Consider the following 18118-nt stretch of genomic DNA (forward strand, 5'->3'; position numbering starts at 1 on the left):
GCGCGGAGCGTGGTCACCATCGTGGGAGCGCTGCCTGTGCGCGACCTGTCAGGGGGTGCGGAGCGCGGTGTGCGTCCGAGGCCTGACCGCAGCTGCCCTCAGGTCCGGTGCGCCCGCCGCTCAGCCGCGGGTGACCCGGGCCCGCAGCCGTGAGGGGAGGCCGGCGACCGCGGCCACCCCGAGCGCGGTCTTCGGCTCGTAGCCGGCGCGCCACAGCCCGCCGTGCGCCGCGGCCTCGCTGAAGAGCTCCTCCGGGTGCGCTCGGGTCGGCCGCTCGCGGACGAGGTCGCGCACCAGCAGCGCCGCCATCAGCGGCCGCACCGTCTCCGGCTGGAAGACCTCCACACCGAAGTGGTGCGCCCCGGCGTACGCCGCGCCGAGCACCGGGTTCTTGACCACCGAGCGGGTCCACGTCGCCGGGGCGACGTTGAAGGACACCCGCTGCCCGCCCCCTTCGGCGGCCACCCCGCGCCAGCGCTGCAGCCGCTTGGCGATGGCGTAGTTCGGGCCCTGCTGCGGCACGAGGATGTCGGCGACACCGGCCCCGCCGTCCGGGGCGTCGGCGTACGCCGGGGCGAAGAGGTGACCGCGCCCGGCCCGGCGCAGCGGGGCCTGCGCCCCCTTCGTCACCGCCGACCGGGTGCGCCACCGCCGCCGGGCCTCGGCGACGACCTCCGGAGGCACGACGAAGGCGTCGGTCGGGGTGGCCAGCCAGGCTAGCGCGGTGCGCGGGTCGTCTGCGGTGAGCGCGGTCATCAGCAGGTCGGCGGCGGCGCTGACCCGGACGTGCACCCCGGAGTCGGCGTAGGCGTGCATGCCGACGGCCAGCGGGTCGCCGGTGCGCTCGCGACGGATCCAGTCGAGCACCTGCGCGGGCTGGTGGACCAGGTCGGCGCCGGAGTCACCGTGGGCATCGACCGGGAAGCTGAGCCGCCCGGCGCCGCCGGCGGCCAGGCCGCGCTTGTAGCGCCAGGCCTTCGAGCGGGGCAGGTCGATGGCGTGCACGTCCACGCCCCAGGAGAGCAGCGGCTCCAGCGGGCCCATCTCGGCGCCGGCGCCGACGAGCAGCACCTGCTGGTCGGGCAGCGCCAGCCACTCGGGCGTCGCGACCACCTCGCCGACGGCCTCGGCGAAGGAGGGCTCGACCACCCCGGCCTCCACCCACCGCTGCAGCTGAGCCAGCAGCTCGTCGCCGGCGAGCTCGCGGCCCTGGTAGGGCACCCGCAGCTCGGTGACCGGGTCGGCGGTGCCGTGCACCGACTCGGTTGCGAAGGGGGCCTCCACCGGCTCCCGGTCGAGGTCGACCTCGGCGAGGGTGGTCTCCATCTCGCCGTCCACCAGCACCATCCGGCGGCGCATCGCGGCCAGCCCGTCGGCGGCGATCCGGGTGCCCGCCTCGGGGGAGGTGGCCGAGGCGGCGGTGAGGGCGTGCACCAGCGGGACGTAGTCCTTGCGCCACGCCTGCGCGTCGCGGATCCGCCCGGCGAGGTCGGGGTCGACGCCCTCGACCGCGTCGGCGAGGACGCTCCGGGTGACCGGGGTGGTCGGTCGTCCCTCGCCCTCGCGCGGGAAGTGGATGCCGGCCGAGGTCCGCTCGCTGCTCATGGGCACATCCTCGGGGCGGGCCGCGGCGCCGGGCAACCGGCCGGCCCCGGTCGGCGCGAGGCTCAGACCGGTGGCGGCGGCTGCCCCGGCGGTGGCTGGCCGGTCAGGTGCTGGTGCGGGGTCGGTGACGACCCACCCGCAGGGACGCGCCACGGCATCCGTCCCTGCTGCAGGTCCTGCCCGAGCCGCTCGATGAGCCGACCGCTCTCCCGCCAGCCGCCGGCCTCGGTCTCCCACACCGGCTCCCAGCCCTGGCGGATCTCCACCCGCCAGGCCCGGCCGAAGAGGACCCGACCGAGGATCACCAGCGGGAGCAGCAGCAGCAGGAGCAGCAGCTCCAGGGCGACGGCCGCCATGACGACGAGGGCGACGATGAGGAAGGGCAGAGCGACGATGAGGATGATGACGCCGAAGATCATGCTGATCGGGTCGTCGCCGAGGGAGAGCCCGCTGGGCGTGGACGGCATGCCGCTGATCGGGTCGAGCGAGGTGCGGCGGCGCCAGGGCAGCCAGCGCCGCGAGACCCGCCAGGTGGCGCCCGACGGGCTGGTGACCTTCACGGGGGTGAGGCTACCGGGGCGGGTCGCGCCGACGTGCCGGCCCCGGGCTGCCTACACTCGGGCTCATGAGCACGCGCCGAGCCGCCCCCTTCGCCGTCGCGCTGCTGGCTGGTGTGGCGCTCGCCGGGTGCGGCACGGACAGCACCAGCCCCGCGTCGGGGTCCGGGGGGTCCTCCCAGGCCGGCTCGGGCTCGGGCAGCAGCAGCTCCAGCGACAGCTGTCCCCCCGAGGACGGCTCGGCCGAGCGGCGGACCAGCTTCGACGAGGCGCCGCCGATGTGCATCGACACCGCGAAGACCTACACCGCGACGATGACCACCGACGAGGGCGAGGTGACCATCGCCCTGGACGACGAGGCCGCGCCGCAGACGGTGAACAACTTCGTCGTGCTGTGCCGCTACCACTTCTACGACGGGCTGACCTTCCACCGGGTCATCCAGGGCTTCATGGCCCAGGGCGGCGACCCGGCCGGGACCGGCGCCGGCGGCCCGGGCTACAACTTCGCCGACGAGCTGCCCGACGAGGGCTACGAGGTCGGCTCGGTGGCGATGGCCAACGCCGGCCCGAACACCAACGGCTCGCAGTTCTTCATCGTCCTGGGCGACGACGCGGCCGAGCAGCTCGACCCCTCCTACAGCCTCTTCGGCGAGGTCACCGGGGGGATGGACGCCCTGCAGGCGATCGAGAAGGACGGCTCCGACGGCGAGGGTCGCCCCTCGGAGGTGCACACCATCGAGAAGGTCACCATCACCGAGTCCTGACCCGGGCGCGCCCCGGCCGCGCAGGCTCAGACGGGGCCGGCTCAGGCGGGGCTGGCCAGCGGGTAGCCCCGGCGGACGGTCCGGTCCAGGATGCCGAGGGTGCCCTTGAGGGCCAGCTCGCCGATCACCGGGAAGACCCCGGAGTCGCGCCACTCCGGCGCGAGGTCGGACCAGTCGTAGTAGCTCGTCACCAGCGTGCCGTCCTCGACCGGCTCCAGCCGGTAGCCGTAGACGTGCCGCAGCGGCGGCCGGATGACGCCCTCGATCGTCCAGGCGATCTCCCGGTCCGGCTCGAGGGCGGTGATGATCACGGTGACGTCGTAGCGGCCGAGGTCGTTGTCGCCCAGCGCCTCCCGGTCCATGTGCACGACGAATCGGTCCCCGACGCCGGTGACCCGCGGGCCGTCGGCGTCCTGCAGCATCCCGGAGGAGTCGATGGCTACATGACCCTGCGGGTCGGTGAGCACCGCGAAGATCGCCTCGGCCGCCGCCGGGATGGTGCGCTGGACCTCGATGCGTTCGCTCATGCCGCCACCCTCGCACCTGAGAGGCTGGCGGGCGTGGACGAGGTGATGGTCGAGCGGGTCCTGCGGGCGGTCGAGCTCGTCCCGGCCGGGCGGGTGGTCAGCTACGGCGACCTGGCCGCGCTCGTCGGCACCGGGCCGCGGCAGGTCGGCTCGGTGATGCGGCACTACGGCAGCAACGTCGCCTGGTGGCGGGTGACCAACGCGGCCGGTGAGCACGTGCCGCACCTGCGGGAGGCCGCCTTCGCCCGCTGGGCCGACGAGGGGATCCTGCTCACCCATGGCGGACGGGGCTGCCGGATCGCCGACCATCGGGTCGATCTCGTCGCGCTGGAGCGAGCCTGGCGGGAGCGGGTGGCCGACCTGCCGGAGTGAGCCCGCCCGTCAGGCGTGCTCGGCGATCGCCTCCTGCAGGATGTCCAGCCCGCGGTGCAGCTCGTCCTCCTCGATGGTCAGCGGCGGCGCGATCCGGAAGATGCCGCCCATCCCCGGCAGCTGCACGATGTTCAGGTGCAGGCCCCGCTCGAGGCAGGTCGCGGTGACCTGCTGGCCGAGGGCGTCGGCCGGCTCCTTCGTCGCCCGGTCGGTGACCAGCTCCAGACCCTGCAGCAGACCTCGGCCGCGCACGTCGCCAACGACCGCGGACCGCTCCTGCATGCCCAGCAGCCGCTCGCGCATCTGCTCGCCGAGCGCGGCGGCGCGGGCCACCAGGCCGTCGCGCTCGACGACGTCGAGGACGGTCAGGGCGACCTGCGCCGCCAGCGGGTCCGAGGCGTGGGTGGTGAAGAAGAGGAAGCCGCGCTCGGCCGCCTTCTCCTCGATCTCGCTGCGGACCACCACCGCGGCCACCGGCAGCCCGGCGCCGAGGGTCTTGGAGAGGGTGAGGATGTCCGGGGCCACGCCGTCCCGCTCGAAGGCGTACATGTGCCCGGTGCGTCCGATGCCGGTCTGCGCCTCGTCGAGCACGAGCAGCATGCCGCGCTCGTCGCACAGCTCGCGCAGCCGGGCGAGGTAGCCCGGGGGCAGCTCGATGATCCCGCCGGAGGAGAGGATCGGCTCGACGATGCACGCGGCCAGCGCGCCGGTGGACTGCTGGTCGATGAGGTCGAAGCCGAAGTCCAGCTCGGTGGCCCAGTCGTGGCTGCCGTCGGGGCGGCGGAAGGGGGAGCGGTAGGCGTTGGGGGTGGGCAGGGTGAGCGTGCCGACCCCCATCGGGCCGTAGCCGCGGCGCCCGGCCGAGTACGTGGCCGCCGCGGCGCCGGAGGTCATCCCGTGCCAGGACCGGTCGAAGGCGACCACCTCGTAGCCGCCGGTGGCGAGCTTGGCCATCTTCAGCGCGGCCTCGTTGGCCTCGGCGCCGGTCGTCAGCAGCAGGGTCTTGGCGACCGAGCCGGGCAGCGCGTCGGCGAAGCGGCCGGCGAGGTCGACCACCGGGCGGCTGAGCATCCCGCTGTAGAGGTGGTCGAGGGTGGCCACGGAGTCCTGCACGGTGCGCACGACGTCGGGGTGGGCGTGCCCGAGCACCGCGCTCATCTGGCCCGAGGTGAAGTCGAGGATCTCCCGGCCGTCGCTGTCGATCACCACGGAGCCGGTGCCGCGCTCGATGATCCGCAGGGTGAAGCCGGAGCCGTAGCGCACGAGGTGGCGCTCCGCGTCCTGCCAGAAGGTGTCCTCGGCCAAGTCGCTCTCCTTCGTGCTGGCGCTGCCCCCGCGCGCTCGGAGGTGAGCGCCCGAGCAGGCTACGACCCCGGTCAACACCCCGCGCTCACCCGGCCCGCTCGCCCCACCCCCGCAACTGCCCGGGCAAATCACAGACCCTCTCCGCAACTGCCCGGGCAATTCACACCAGGGTCCGCAACTGCCCGGGCAAATTACGGACCCCCTGCGCAACTGCCCGGGCAATTCACACCAGGGTCCGCAACTGCCCGGGCAAATCACCTCTCCCTGCGCAACTGCCCGGGCAATTCACCTTGCGAAGGGGGTCGGTCCGTCCTGGGGGAGGAGGGTCAGAGCTCGGCTCCCAGCTCGATGAGCAGGACGCCGGCCATGATGAGCCCGATCCCGAGCAGCATCGTCCGGGTCAGCGGCTCGTCGAAGAGGACGCGCGACAGCATCGCGGTCAGCGCCACCCCGGCGGCCGCCCAGATCCCGTACGCGACACCGAGTGCCATACCCGTCCCCAGCGCCCCGGCCAGCAGCCCGAAGGCCAGCAGGTACCCGGTCCCGACCGCCAGGTACCACCGGCGGTGGCCGTCGGAGGCGACCTTGAGCGACAGCGTCGCAGCGACCTCGCAGACGATCGCCCCGGCGAGCAGCAGCCAGCTCACGGCGAGGTCACCTCCTCCGGCGGCAGGGCGCGTCCGACCGGCGCCGCCGGGTCGGCCTGCTGGGCGCCGAGCTCGACGGCCAGGACCCCGGCGATGACCAGGGCGATGCCCACCCCCTTCAGCGGGGTCATGGCCTCGCCGAAGATGGCCGTCGACAGCACCGCGGTGAGGGCCACGCCGCAGGCCGACCACACCCCGTAGGCGACGCCGAGCGGCATCCCGCGGCGCAGCACGACCGAGAGCAGGGTGAAGGAGGTGCCGTAGCCGGCGGCGACCACGAGGTAGAGGACCGGGTGGTCGAGGGCAGCCTTGAGCGAGAGCGAGGCGGTCACCTCGCTGAGCACCGCGGCTGCCAGCAGCAGCCACGGAGAGGCGTGCCAGGACGACGACCGGGCCGGTGCGGCGCTCATCGATCCACCTCCAGCAGGTCAAGCGCGACCTGCGTGACCCCGTCCGTCTCCGCGGTGGTGAGCGCCACCGCACCGCTCGCCCGGTCGAACCAGATGCCGTCCGCCATCAGCCGCGCCGCGAGCAACCGGGAACGCTGGCCGACCGGCAGCTCACGCGGGACGGCCAGCCACGGTTCGAGGCGCTCGACCCATCGGGCGATGAGGGTGTCGCGCAGCCGAGGGTCGGCGACCATCACGAGGTCCGACGGGTCGAGGTCGGCCCGGCTGGCCCAGACGAGGTAGGCCGCGAGCCGCTGGGCGACGGTGCTGGTGGCCAGGGACGCGCCGGGGGTCAGCGCGGCAAGGGTGTCGGTGATCTCGTCCTCGTACCCCTGGATCACGTGGTCCAGCAAGCCGGTCATCAGCTCGGCCTTCGTGGCGAAGTGGTACATCAGGCCGGGCTTGGTGACCCCGGCCGCCTCGGCCGCAGAGGCCAGGGACAGGCTGCCGCTCCGGCCCAGCTCCCCCTTCGCCGCCTCGAGCATCGCGGCTCGGGTGGAAGGTCGGTGCGCGGGGCGGGTCGGGGGCATGGGAGGCACTTTACTGACCAATAGGTCAAGTAACAAAGCCGGACCGATCCTGTCGGGCCGAGCTGTTGCGACGGCTGCCCGTGATTCGCCCCGGCAGTTGCGCAGGGTCTGTGATTTGCCCGGGCAGTTGCGCGCTCCCCCCGTGATTTGCCCGGGCAGTTGCGGTGGGCGAGGTGATTGGCCCGGGCAGTTGCGCAGGGTCTGTGATTTGCCCGGGCAGTTGCGGGGGAGGGGGGAGGGGGGTTGCCGGAGGGCTGAACGAGCGTTTAGTATGCTGATCGTGCGTTCAGTATCCAGTGGGTCCGTGCCGGGTCGGGGCGGGTCGAGCGGTGCGTCGGGGCGTGGTGATCTGACCGCCCGCGCGGCGATCCTCGACGCGGCGCTGCGCCTCTTCGCCGAGCGGGGCGAGGACGCCACCAGCGTCCGGGCGATCGCCGAGGCGGCCGAGGTCTCACCGGCGCTGGTGCTGCACCACTTCGGCAGCAAGGCCGGGCTGCGCGAGGCCGTCGTCGACCGGGTCCGGCAGGTGATGGACGACGTCCTCGAGGAGACCTCGGGCATCGAGACCGCCGCCGAGGTCACCGGCGGTGAGTGGGACGGCATCGGCGAGACCATCGCCCGGGCCTTCCCCGCAGGCTCGCCGGTCCCGGCCTACCTGCGCCGGCTGCTGCTCACCGGCGACCCGGTGGCCACCGAGCTGCTCCGGCGCCAGCACGCCCGCACCGTCGAGATCTTCGAGCACTGGCACCGGGCCGGCCTCATGGACCTCGGACCGGACCCGGCCGTCCGTGCCGCGCTGCTGATGAGCGCCGACTACGGGCTGCTGCTCATGCGCGAGCAGTGGGCCCAGGTGCTCGGCGCCGACCCGGTCGGCGAGGGCATGGAGCGGGTCGCCGAGGACGCGCTGCGCATCTACGCCTCGGTGTGGAACGGCCCGCCCGAGGCATCGGCCCCACCCGAGAGCAGCTCCCCACCCGAGAGCAGCTCCCCACCCGAGAGCGCCGCCTCACCCGCGACCACCGCGCCACCTCAGCGCACCTCCCCCACCGAACGAGAGGACACCCCATGAGCCCGGTCATCGACGTCGAGGGTCTGGTCAAGACCTACGGCCGCACCCGCGCTCTCGACGGTCTCGACCTGCGCGTCGAGCCCGGGGAGGTGCACGGCTTCCTCGGCCCCAACGGCGCCGGCAAGTCCACGACGATCCGCGTCCTGCTCGGCCTGGCCCGCAGCGACGGCGGCCGGGCCACCCTCTTCGGCGGCGACCCGTGGCACGAGGCCACCTCGCTGCACCGGCGGCTAACCTACGTCCCCGGCGACGTCACACTGTGGCCCGGGCTCTCCGGCGGGCAGTGCATCGACGTGCTCGGTCGGGCCCACGGCGGCCTCGACGAGACCCGCCGTGCCGAGCTCGTCGAGCGCTTCGACCTCGACACCGGCAAGCGGGCCCGGGACTACTCCAAGGGCAACCGGCAGAAGGTCAGCCTTGTCGCGGCGCTCGCCGCCGACGTCGAGCTGCTCGTCCTCGACGAGCCCACCGCCGGCCTCGACCCGCTCATGGAGGAGGTCTTCCAGCAGTGCGTCCGCGAGCGGCGCGAGCAGGGCGTGACCGTGCTGCTCTCCAGCCACATCCTCGGCGAGGTGGAGGCGCTGGCCGACCGGGTGAGCATCATCCGGGCCGGGCGCACGGTCACCACCGGGACGCTCGCCGACCTCCGCGAGCAGACCAGCACCCGGCTGCACGCGGTCACCGAGCGGGACCTCGACCTGGCCGGCCTGGCCGGGGTCACCGACGTCGAGACCGGTCAGGCCGACGGGCTGCCGGAGACCCGCTGCCACGTCGACGCCGGCGCCGTCCCCGAGGCCGTCGCCCGGGTGCACGCCGCCGGGGTGCGCACCCTGACGATGACCCCACCGAGCCTCGACGACCTCTTCCTCGACCAGTACCGCGGCACGGATGACGAAGGGGGCCGGCCGTGACCGCCGTCGGCACGGGCGCGATGGCCCGGGTGCAGTGGCGCACCGGCTGGAGGGGGATCCTCGGCTGGACCTTCGGGCTGCTCGCCGTGCTCGGCATCTCGGCCGTCTCGGTCCTCGACCTCTACCAGACCCCGGCGCAGATCCAGACCTACGAGGCGAGCACGAGCAGCGGGGCCATGGCGATGCTCAACGGCGACGTCGCCGGCACCGACACCATCGGCGGGATCCTCGCCAACGAGTTCGGCTTCGTCGTCGCCTTCTTCGTGCCACTCATGGCGATCGCCCTGGTCGCCCGCTCCACCCGCCGGGACGAGGAGGCCGGGCGGCTGGAGCTGCTGCTCGCCTCGCGCATCGGCCGGCAGGCACCGCTCGTCGCGGCGATCGTGGTGGCCCTGCTCGCCCTGGCCGCGCTCGCGCTCGGCGTCCTCGTCCTGGTCGCCTCCAGCGAGGCCTCGACCGGCGGGGCCGCGCTGTACGCCGCCGCCCTCTTCGCCCTCGGCGCCGTCTACGTCGGGGTGGCCGCCGTGCTCGCCCAGCTCGTCGAGCACAACCGCTCGGTGTGGGCGGCCGGTCTGGCGGTCGTCGTGCTGGCCTACCTGCTCCGCGGGGTCGGCGCCGTGCAGGACAGCGGGCTGATCTGGGCGAGCCCGCTCGGCTGGTACGACAGGGTCGCCCCCTTCGGCGAGGAGCCGCGCCCGTGGGTGCTGCTGCTCTCGGCGGCGCTGGCCACCGTGCTCATCGGCGGTGCGCTCGTGCTGTCGGCCCGCCGGGACGTCGGCGCCGCGCTGCTGCCCGCGCGCCGTGCCCCGGCCCGGGCCACCGGGCTGCTGCGCTCGCCGTTCGGGCTGGCGCTGCACGAGCACCGTGGGCCGATCCTCGGCTGGGTGGTCATCGCGCTCGCGCTCATGGGCACCTACGGTGCGCTCGCCGGGGACGTGCTCGAGGCGATGGAGTCCAACCCCGACCTCGCCCAGTACATCGGCGCCGGTGGTGGCGAGCAGATCCTCGAGCAGGTCGAGGGCCTCTTCGTCATGATGCTCGCCATGCTCGCCGCCGCGCTGGTGATCCAGGCGGTCGGGTCGCTGCGCAGCGAGGAGTCCACCGGCCGGCTGGAGGCCCAGCTGGTCGAAGGGCGCACCCGGCCCGCCTGGCTGGCGGTGCACGTGCTCGTCGTGGCGGTGGGCGCGGTGCTCGCCCTGCTGCTCGGTGGGCTCGTCCTCGGGCTCACCACCTCGGCCTCCCTCGCCGACGACGCCTGGACGGCGCGGCTGCTCGGAGCGTCCGTGCCGCACCTGTCCAGCACCCTGTTCTTCCTCGGGCTCGCGGTCGCCCTCTTCGGCCTGGCGCCGCGCTGGCGCTCGCTGGCCTGGGTGGTCTTCGGGGCAGGGGCGCTGCTGGCCTGGATGGGCCCGGCGCTCGACCTGCCGACCTGGCTGGTGGAGGCCTCTCCCTTCGCGGCGGTCGGCATCCTCCCGGCCGAGGACGTCGACCTCGCCGGGGTGGCGGTGCTCGTCGGGCTGGGCCTGGTCCTGCTCGTCGCCGGGGTGGTCGGCTTCCGTCGCCGGGACGTGCCGCAGCAGTAGTCAGCCAGCCGTGGCGCCCTGCTCCGCGGCCGGGACGCCGGCCGAAAGCAGGGCGCGGAAGCCGTCGGCATATCCTTCGGGGTCCATGTCTTGGAGCAGGGCCCGCTGCACGATGAAGCCGGGCATGAGGCCGGTCATGACGCGAGCCACCTGCTCGGGGTCGGCGCCCGACGGGAGCCGACCGCGGGCGATCTCACGCTCCGCGATGCTCTGCCACAGCGCGCGGACCGCTCGCATCTGCGGGGCGAGGATCTCGTGGACCTCCGGGTCGCGCATCGCCTCCGCCCAGGCCTGCACCCCGACCACGGTGAGATCGCCCTCGGGGTCGCGAGCCAGCCGGTCGATGGCGTGCACGAGGTCGTCGAGGGTCTCGGCGAGACCGAGGTCGACGTCCGACTCCAGGCGCTGCTGCACCGCCGACAGCGTCCCGCCGATGGAGAGCTGCACCAGGGCCAGGATGATCTCCGTCTTGGAGGAGAAGTACCCGTAGACCGCGCCGGCGGACAGGCCCGACTCGCGGATGATGTCGGCCATCGTCGTCTTGTGGAAGCCCTCGCGCAGCACGCAGCGCAGCGCCGCCTCGGTGATCTCGCGGCGGCGTGCGTCCTTGTGCTCCTGGCTGACCCGTGGCATGCGCCGAGATTAAAACGAACGAACGTTCTTTGACAAGCATGGTCGACGATGGTTCAGTGGTCTCAACAAGAACGAACGTTCCATTTAGGAGGAGACATGAGCACCACCACCGACGACACCACGACCCCGAGCGAAGAGAGCGGCGAGACCACCAGCGAGACCACCAGCGAGACCCGCACGGTCCTGGCCATCGTCCTGGGCCTGACCACCCTGCCCGCCGTGATGCTCACCGCGTTCGCCTGGACCACCAGCGAGATCGAGCCGCGGGAGGTGCCGATCGTCGTCGCCGGTCCCGAGCAGGCGACCGGCCCCATGGCCGAGCAGCTGAGCGCCAGCGGCGAGGAGGCCTTCGAGGTCACGACGGTCGCCGACCGCGCCGCCGCGGTCGAGGCGATCGAGGAGCGTGAGGCCTACGCCGGTCTCGTCGTCGGCGCCGAGCCCGAGCTGCTCACTGCGCCCGCCGCCAGCCCGGCGGTGGCCAGCCTCATGACCGAGGCGCTGGCCGCCGACGGCGCGGGCACCACGGTCACCGAGGTCGTCCCGCTGCCCGAGGGGGACCCGAACGGCCAGATCTTCTCCTCGGTCGCGCTGCCGCTGCTGCTCGGGGGCATAGCCACCGGTGTGCTCGCCTCGATCGCCGTGCGCGGCCGCTGGGCGAAGGTGGCCACCATCAGCGGCGTCGCCGTCGCCGGCGGTCTCGTGCTCACCGCGATCCTGCAGCCGTGGCTCGGGGCCCTCGAGGGCAGCTACCTGGTGAACGCCTCGGTCATCGCCCTGGCCATCGCGGCCACCTCGACGGTCATGGCCGGCCTGCACTCGCTCATCGGCTACGCCGGCATCGGCCTGACCGCGCTGGCGGTGCTGCTCGTCGGGAACCCCTTCTCCGGTCTGGCCACCGGCCCGAAGCTGCTGCCCTCCGGCTGGAGCACGCTCGGCCAGCTGCTGCCCCCAGGTGCCGCCGGTCAGGCGCTGCGCTCGACGGCCTTCTTCGACGGCGCCGGTGCGGCGATGCCGCTGACGGTCCTCGTCGGATGGATCGTCGTCGGTCTGTCGCTGCTCGGCCTCTCCGCGGCGGCAGCCCCAGGCGGGCTGCGGCTGTCACGGAGAGCGCGTAGCGTCGGCCGGGACAGCAACCCCTGACGGAAGGTGGCACCAATGAGCGCGACGAACGAGCGCGGCGAGTCCATCGAGACCGCGCCGACCCCGGAGGCCCGGCTCGGCTCGACCACGGACACCGGGGCGCCGGCGCAGAGCGACCGGAACAGCCTGACCGTCGGCCCGGACGGGCCGATCGTCCTGCACGACACCCACTTCCTCAACCAGATGGCCCACTTCAACCGGGAGCGGGTGCCGGAGCGCAACGTGCACGCCAAGGGCTCGGGCGCCTTCGGGGTCTTCGAGACCACGGGCGACGTCTCCGCCTACACGAAGGCGGCGCTCTTCCAGCCGGGCGTGCGGACCGACATGCTCGCCCGCTTCTCCACCGTGGCCGGTGAGCAGGGGTCCCCGGACACCTGGCGCGACCCCCGCGGGTTCGCGCTGAAGTTCTACACCACCGAGGGCAACTACGACCTCGTCGGCAACAACACCCCGATCTTCTTCATCCGCGACACGATGAAGTTCCCGCACTTCATCCGCAGCCAGAAGCGGCGCGGCGGCTCCGGCCTGAGGGACAACCACATGCAGTGGGACTTCTGGAGCCTCAACCCCGAGTCGGCCCACCAGGTCACCTATCTCATGGGTGAGCGCGGCATCCCGAGGACCCTGCGGCACATGAACGGCTACGGCAGCCACACCTACATGTGGGTCAACGGGTCGGGCGAGAAGTTCTGGGTGAAGTACCACTTCCACAGCCACCAGGGCGTCGAGGGGCTGACCAACGAGGAGGCGACCCGCCTGGCGGGCGAGGACGCCGACGCCCACCGTCGTGACCTCTACGACGCCATCGAGCGCGGCGAGCACCCGAGCTGGACGCTGTCGGTGCAGGTCATGCCGTACGAGGACGCCAAGACCTACCGCTTCAACCCCTTCGACCTGACGAAGATCTGGCCGCACAGCGACTACCCGCTCATCGAGGTGGGCACGATGACGCTGAACAAGAACCCGGAGAACTTCTTCGCGCAGGTGGAGCAGGCCGCCTTCGAGCCCAGCGCGCTGGTGCCCGGCATCGGCTTCTCGCCGGACAAGATGCTGCTCGGCCGTGCCTTCGCCTACGCCGACACCCACCGTTACCGGATCGGCCCGAACTACCACCAGCTGCCGGTGAACCGGCCGCAGGCGGTGGCGGAGACCAACACCTACACCTTCGACGGGCCGATGGCCTACGACCACTCCGGTGACGACCCCGTGTACGCGCCGAACAGCGAGGGGCGCGGGTACGCCGACGAGGTCGGGGCCGTGCCGGAGAGCTGGGAGAGCGACGGCGAGATGGTCCGCCAGGCCTACACGCTGAGGGCCGAGGACGATGACTTCGGCCAGGCCGGCACGCTCGTGCGCGAGGTCTGGGACGACGCTCAGCGGGCCGCCTTCGTCGAGACCGTCGTCGGCCACCTGCTCGGAGGGGTGCAGGGCGAGGTGCTCGAGCGGGCCTTCCAGTACTGGAAGAACGTCGACGCCGAGACCGGTCAGCAGATCGAGGAGAAGGTGCGCGCCAGCAACGGCTGACGCGCGCACGTGACGGGGCGGGTCCGGCTGGCTGCCGGGCCCGCCCCGTCGGCGTCCATGGGTGAAGGTGTGCGCGGGGACGGTCGTTCGGTCAGGCCGCGAGCAGCCCGTCGATCTGGTTGATCGCGCCGCTGGCGCCCTCGACGATGCCCATGTCGAGCACCTGCTGCAGCGCCTCGGCGCTGTCGTAGGTCGTGACGACGGTGGCCCGCGTCCCGCCCTCGTGCGGGGCGAAGCCGAAGGAGCTGTGCGAGGTCGGCATCTCCGTGTTGCGGGCGAAGGTCTCGTCGAGGGCGAAGGCGTCGTCGACGGCGAACCCGGTGGGCTCCTCGACGGTCTTGACGTCCCAGTAGGCGTAGAACTTCTCGCCCTCCGGGGAGGTCATGTAGTACGTGACCGTGCCGCCCGGGGTCAGGTCGTGGTCGACGACGGTGGCCGGGTAGGTCGGCGGGCCCCAGATCTGCTCGAGCTGGCGCGGATCGGCGTAGACCTGCCAGACCCGCTCGACGGGGGCGGCGAAGTCCGCGGTGATGGTCAGGGTGCGGGTCTCGATGTCGGTGGTGACGTCGATGACGGGCATGGTGATCAGTCCTTCTCGGTGGTTGGTGCTGCGGTGGTGGTTTCCTCGGTGATCGCCGCCGGGCCGCTGGGCTCGGCGAGCAGGTCGTCCATCCGGGCGACCCGGCCTCGCCAGATCCCTTCGAGCTCGGTGAGCATCGCGCTCATCGACCGGACCGCCTCGACGTCACCGGTGGCGAGGGCCTGGCGGCCCACCCTCCGCTTGGTCAGCAGCCCGGCGCGCTCCAGCACGGCGACGTGCTTCTGCACCGCGGCGAAGCTCATGTCGTAGCGCTCCGCCAGGGTCGACACCGAGTGCTCGCCGGCCAGCACCCGACGCAGGATGTCGCGTCGCGTGCGGTCGGCCAGCGCGTGGAAGAACGCGTCGGCGCGAGCCTCTGCGTCCTGCCCTGCTCGCTCTTCGCTCGATGTCATGCGACCAATATACAACCAATCGCTATTCCGTCAACCACTCGGTTGTACGAAGTGCGCAACTGCCCGGGCAGTTGCGAGTGGGGTCGCGCAATTGCCCGGGCAGTTGCGCTGGTCGCGCAATTTGCCCAGGCAGTTGCGAGAGGTCAGGTGGTGCGGGAGGTGAGGGGACCGGGCTCGTCGAGCCAGGTGACGACCTCGTCCAGCGGAGCCCGCGTCGTGCGCAGGGCGTTCACCGGGGCCGAGGTGTCCTCGTGGCCGATCGCCAGCCCGCAGAAGAGCATGAGCTGGTCCGGGACGTCGACGACCTGGGCGACGAGGTCGTGCTGCGCGCTCCAGGCCTCCTGGGCGCAGGACTCCAGGCCCTCGGCGCGCAGCAGCAGCATCACCGTCTGCAGCCAGATCCCGAGGTCGGCCCACTGCGGGTGGTTCATGCCGCGGTCGACGAAGAGCAGCAGGCCCACCGGGGCGCCGAAGAAGTCCCAGTTGCGCACGAAGCTCGTCATCCGCCCGGCCTTGTCCTCGCGCGCGATGCCGAGGGTGGCGTAGAGCTGCTCGCCGTTCTGGAAGCGGCGGCTGCGGTAGGGCTCCCAGAGGGTGTCGGGGTAGACCGGGTACTCCGGCGAGGGCGGTCGCTCGCCCGAAGACAGCCGCTCACCTACCTTCGACCGGAGCGCCTGCAGGGCGTCGCCGGTGAGCACCGCGACGTGCCACGGCTGGAGGTTGCCACCGGAGGCCGCCCGCTGGGCCTGCTCCAGCACACGCTCGATGCCGGCCAGGTCCACCGGCTCGTCGGTGAAGGCGCGCACGGAGCGGCGTCCGGTCACCGCCTCGGTGATGTCCATCGGTACGGCTCCTGTCAGTCGGGGTCGGTCTGGGCGATCGCGCCGGAGGCGAGCAGGGCCTCGACCTCGGCCTCGGAGAAGCCGTGGCCGAGCAGCTGGGAGCGGGTGTCGGCGCCGGCCGGCCGCTCCGGGGTCGGCTGCGGCGGCGGACCGGTGGAGAAGCGGGGCGCCACCCGTGGGGTGACGGCGCCGCCGAGGTCGGCGAAGGCGTCGCGCGCCCGCGCCTGAGGGTGCTCGGGCGCCTCGCCGAGGTCGAGCACCGGGGCCACGCAGGCGTCGCTGCCGGCGAAGTGGGCGGCCCACTCGTCGCGGGTCCGCGAGGTGAAGGCCTCGGTGAAGACCCGGCGCTGCTCGGCGAAGCCCGCCGGGTCGTGCTGCTCGTGGGCGAAGCTCACCCCGAGGCCGTCGAGCAGGGCCGCGTAGAACTGCGGCTCGAGCGCCCCGACCGCGACGAAGCGGCCGTCGGCGCAGCGGTAGGTGTCGTAGAAGGGGGCACCGCCGTCCAGCAGGTTGGCCTGCCGCTCGTCCTGCCACAAGCCGATCCCGCGCAGGCCGTGGATCATCGTCGCCAGGCTGCTCACCCCGTCGACCATGGCTGCGTCGACGACCTGGCCCTGGCCGGTGCGCTGGCGCTCGAGCAGCGCGGCCAGCACGCCGACGACGAGGAAGAGCGAGCCGCCGCCGAAGTCGGCGAGCAGGTTGGCCGGCGGGACCGGCCGCTCCGCCGGGCCGGCCAGGCTGAGCGCCCCGGCCACGGCGGCGTAGGTGATGTCGTGCCCGACCTCTTGGGCGAGCGGCCCCTCCTGACCCCATCCGGTCATCCGCGCATAGACGAGGACGGGGTTGGCCGCGTGCAGCTCCTCCGGGCCCAGGCCCAGCCGCTCGGTGACGCCGGGTCGCAGACCCTCGACGAGGACGTCCGCCTCGGCGGCGAGCCGACGGACGGTGGCGATCCCGTCGGGGTGCTTGAGGTCGACGGCGACCGACGGCCGCGAGCGGCCCAGGCCGGTACCTGCGGCCAGCGGGCCCGCGCCGCCGGGGCGGTCCACCCGGATCACCTCGGCGCCGAGCTCGGCCATCAGCAGGCAGGCGTAGGGGGCCGGGCCGATGCCGACGAGCTCGATGACCCGGATCCCGGCCAGTGGGCGGGCCGGTGCCCGACCGCCCGGGCCGACGCCGGTGTCGACCCCGGGGTCGAGGCCGCGGTCAGGGTCGGGGCCGGGGTGGTCGGCGGTCACGGCATCGTCGCCGGGTGAGTCCATGACGTCAGTCAACCGCACGAGGGTTGTGCCGGGTCGGCGGCCCGGGGTGTCGGTGCCTACGTCGCTGCGTCGTCTCGTGGTCAGTCAGCGGTGGTTCGTGAGGTGAGGCACGGACGTAGCGGTGGTTCGTGAGGTGAGGCACGGACGCAGCGGTGGTTCGTGAGGTGAGGCACGGTCGTAGCGCCCGCGCGACGCCCGGCGCCACGGTGCGACTGTCCGCCCCGAGGGCGAACGACACCCCGGACCGCGTCGCGCCTCAGCCGTCCTCGGCCTCGGGGGCGGCCGGCATCCTGCCCGGCGCGAGCTCGCGCAGCCCGGGCAGCACGTCCTCGGCGAGCTCGGTGAGGAAGCGTTCCTGGTCCTCGCCGGGGGCGTGCAGCACGAGGTGGGTGAAGCCCATGTCGGTGTACTCGCGCACCCGTTCGACGACCTCGGCCGGGTCGTCGGAGACGATCCACCGGCTCATGATCTGCTCCAGCGGAAGGGCGTCGGCGGCCTGCTCCATCTCCACCGGGGAGTGGATCGAGTGCTTCTGCTCGGCCGGCAGCGCCAGCGGCGACCAGAACCGGGTCGCCTCCCGGGCCCGCTCCAGGTCCCGGTCGTAGCTGATCTTGATCTCGATCATCCGGTCCAGCGCCTCGACGTCGCGGCCCCCCTTCGCCGCACCGGTGGCCATGGACGGCAGCAGGGTGTCCTCGTAGAGCTCGCGGCCCTTGCCCGAGGTGCAGATGAGGCCGTCGCCCATCCGCCCGGCGTACCGGGCGACGGTGCCGCCGCCGGCCGCCACGTAGACCGGGACCGGCTCCTCCGGCCGGTCGTAGATGCTCAGGTCCCGCACCCGGTAGTAGTCCCCCTCCTGGTCCACCGAGTCCTGGGTCCACAGCGCCCGGATCAGCCGGACCGCCTCGCGCAGCCGGGCGAAGCGCTCCCGGAAGTCCGGCCAGTTCTCGACCGAGCCGACGGCGATCTCGTTGAGCGCCTCGCCGGTGCCCACCCCGAGGATCAGCCGCCCGGGGGCGAGGCAGCCGAGCGTGGCGACCTGCTGCGCCAGCACCGCAGGGTTGTAGCGGAAGGACGGGGTGAGCACCGAGGTGCCCAGCAGCACCCGGTCGGTGCGGGCGGCGACGTGCCCCAGCCAGGGCAGCGCCGCCGGCGCGTGCCCGCCGGTGACCCGCCAGGGCTGGGCGTGGTCGGAGACGGTGACCGAGTCCAGGCCGACGTGCTCGGCCAGCACGGCCAGGTCGGAGAGCCGCTGCGGCCCGAACTGCTCGGCCGAGGCCTTGTACCCGATGCGCAGGGGAGGGGTGCTCACCGCAGCGACGCTACTCCCGTGCGCCTGCGTGCATCGGTGGTCGGTCCCGCCTACCGTGACGGCAGGCGTCGCCGCGGCCGGGCGCGGCCGCCG

The 18118-nt window shown here is 73.2% G+C and carries 20 protein-coding genes; 7 read left to right on the plus strand and 13 right to left on the minus strand.

All coding sequences use genetic code 11. The features are described from left to right. Positions 1 to 120: 120 nt before the first annotated feature. Positions 121 to 1605, minus strand: coding sequence for a hypothetical protein (locus BJY28_RS06140; protein WP_179462218.1), 1485 nt, complete (start codon positions 1603 to 1605; stop codon positions 121 to 123). Between the two features lie 62 nt (positions 1606 to 1667). Further along, positions 1668 to 2165 (minus strand): hypothetical protein, encoded by a 498-nt coding sequence (locus BJY28_RS06145; RefSeq protein WP_179462219.1) that lies wholly within the window; start codon positions 2163 to 2165, stop codon positions 1668 to 1670. Between the two features lie 65 nt (positions 2166 to 2230). Between BJY28_RS06145 and BJY28_RS06150 the strand changes: the two genes are divergently transcribed. Then, on the plus strand, positions 2231 to 2926 hold the full coding sequence (locus tag BJY28_RS06150) for a peptidylprolyl isomerase (RefSeq protein ID WP_179462220.1): 696 nt from the start codon (positions 2231 to 2233) through the stop codon (positions 2924 to 2926). Positions 2927 to 2967: 41 nt separating this feature from the next. Here the strand turns inward: BJY28_RS06150 and BJY28_RS06155 are convergent, their stop codons facing one another. Beyond that, complete coding sequence (locus tag BJY28_RS06155; protein ID WP_179462221.1) at positions 2968 to 3453, minus strand: SRPBCC family protein; 486 nt, start codon at positions 3451 to 3453, stop codon at positions 2968 to 2970. A 33-nt stretch (positions 3454 to 3486) separates the two neighbouring features. Here BJY28_RS06155 and BJY28_RS06160 point away from each other — a divergent pair, with 33 nt between their 5' ends. Further along, positions 3487 to 3825 carry an MGMT family protein gene (locus tag BJY28_RS06160; protein ID WP_179462222.1) on the plus strand — a complete coding sequence of 113 codons (339 nt, stop codon included), beginning with the start codon at positions 3487 to 3489 and terminating at the stop codon, positions 3823 to 3825. A gap of 9 nt (positions 3826 to 3834) precedes the next feature. Here BJY28_RS06160 and BJY28_RS06165 read toward each other — a convergent pair whose 3' ends face one another. From BJY28_RS06165 to BJY28_RS06180, 4 genes are all read right to left on the minus strand, one after another. Beyond that, complete coding sequence (locus tag BJY28_RS06165) at positions 3835 to 5130, minus strand: aspartate aminotransferase family protein (protein ID WP_179462223.1); 1296 nt, start codon at positions 5128 to 5130, stop codon at positions 3835 to 3837. A gap of 326 nt (positions 5131 to 5456) precedes the next feature. Continuing rightward, positions 5457 to 5777 (minus strand): SMR family transporter, encoded by a 321-nt coding sequence (locus BJY28_RS06170; protein ID WP_179462224.1) that lies wholly within the window; start codon positions 5775 to 5777, stop codon positions 5457 to 5459. Further along, a complete protein-coding gene (locus BJY28_RS06175; protein ID WP_179462225.1) occupies positions 5774 to 6187 on the minus strand; it encodes a DMT family transporter in 414 nt (137 codons plus the stop codon). Before BJY28_RS06175 ends, BJY28_RS06170 begins: the two co-directional genes overlap by 4 nt. Beyond that, positions 6184 to 6756: a TetR/AcrR family transcriptional regulator gene (locus tag BJY28_RS06180; protein ID WP_246313354.1), complete on the minus strand. Its 573-nt coding sequence runs from the start codon at positions 6754 to 6756 to the stop codon at positions 6184 to 6186. The genes BJY28_RS06175 and BJY28_RS06180 overlap by 4 nt, the downstream gene beginning before the upstream one ends. Positions 6757 to 7060: 304 nt before the next feature. On the opposite strand from BJY28_RS06180, the gene BJY28_RS06185 reads away from it, so the two are divergent. From BJY28_RS06185 to BJY28_RS06195, 3 genes are read left to right on the plus strand one after another with little or no spacing between them, the layout of a single operon-like run. After that, entirely contained in the window at positions 7061 to 7825 is a 765-nt protein-coding gene (locus BJY28_RS06185; RefSeq protein ID WP_179462226.1) for a TetR family transcriptional regulator, read from the plus strand. Continuing rightward, positions 7822 to 8736: an ABC transporter ATP-binding protein gene (locus BJY28_RS06190; RefSeq protein ID WP_179462227.1), complete on the plus strand. Its 915-nt coding sequence runs from the start codon at positions 7822 to 7824 to the stop codon at positions 8734 to 8736. The genes BJY28_RS06185 and BJY28_RS06190 overlap by 4 nt, the downstream gene beginning before the upstream one ends. Further along, positions 8733 to 10319: an ABC transporter permease gene (locus BJY28_RS06195; protein WP_179462228.1), complete on the plus strand. Its 1587-nt coding sequence runs from the start codon at positions 8733 to 8735 to the stop codon at positions 10317 to 10319. The genes BJY28_RS06190 and BJY28_RS06195 overlap by 4 nt, the downstream gene beginning before the upstream one ends. On the opposite strand, the gene BJY28_RS06200 is transcribed toward BJY28_RS06195, so the two are convergent. After that, positions 10320 to 10952 carry a TetR/AcrR family transcriptional regulator gene (locus BJY28_RS06200; protein ID WP_179462229.1) on the minus strand — a complete coding sequence of 211 codons (633 nt, stop codon included), beginning with the start codon at positions 10950 to 10952 and terminating at the stop codon, positions 10320 to 10322. A 96-nt stretch (positions 10953 to 11048) separates the two neighbouring features. Between BJY28_RS06200 and BJY28_RS06205 the strand changes: the two genes are divergently transcribed. Then, positions 11049 to 12092 (plus strand): hypothetical protein, encoded by a 1044-nt coding sequence (locus BJY28_RS06205; RefSeq protein WP_179462230.1) that lies wholly within the window; start codon positions 11049 to 11051, stop codon positions 12090 to 12092. Between the two features lie 15 nt (positions 12093 to 12107). Further along, complete coding sequence (locus BJY28_RS06210; protein WP_179462231.1) at positions 12108 to 13616, plus strand: catalase; 1509 nt, start codon at positions 12108 to 12110, stop codon at positions 13614 to 13616. 91 nt (positions 13617 to 13707) lie between these two features. Here BJY28_RS06210 and BJY28_RS06215 read toward each other — a convergent pair whose 3' ends face one another. From BJY28_RS06215 to fgd, 5 genes are all read right to left on the minus strand, one after another. Continuing rightward, positions 13708 to 14196 carry an SRPBCC family protein gene (locus BJY28_RS06215; RefSeq protein ID WP_179462232.1) on the minus strand — a complete coding sequence of 163 codons (489 nt, stop codon included), beginning with the start codon at positions 14194 to 14196 and terminating at the stop codon, positions 13708 to 13710. A 5-nt stretch (positions 14197 to 14201) separates the two neighbouring features. After that, positions 14202 to 14609, minus strand: a complete 408-nt coding sequence (locus BJY28_RS06220) for an ArsR/SmtB family transcription factor (protein ID WP_179462233.1) — start codon at positions 14607 to 14609, stop codon at positions 14202 to 14204. A gap of 143 nt (positions 14610 to 14752) precedes the next feature. Continuing rightward, complete coding sequence (locus BJY28_RS06225) at positions 14753 to 15451, minus strand: nitroreductase (RefSeq protein WP_179462234.1); 699 nt, start codon at positions 15449 to 15451, stop codon at positions 14753 to 14755. A gap of 14 nt (positions 15452 to 15465) precedes the next feature. Beyond that, a complete protein-coding gene (locus tag BJY28_RS06230) occupies positions 15466 to 16713 on the minus strand; it encodes a CaiB/BaiF CoA transferase family protein (protein WP_179462235.1) in 1248 nt (415 codons plus the stop codon). Between the two features lie 256 nt (positions 16714 to 16969). Further along, positions 16970 to 18025, minus strand: coding sequence for a glucose-6-phosphate dehydrogenase (coenzyme-F420) (fgd, locus tag BJY28_RS06235; RefSeq protein WP_343036991.1), 1056 nt, complete (start codon positions 18023 to 18025; stop codon positions 16970 to 16972). Positions 18026 to 18118 lie beyond the last annotated feature (93 nt).

The sequence above is a fragment of the Janibacter alkaliphilus genome, assembly GCF_013408565.1.
Classification (GTDB): domain Bacteria; phylum Actinomycetota; class Actinomycetes; order Actinomycetales; family Dermatophilaceae; genus Janibacter; species Janibacter alkaliphilus.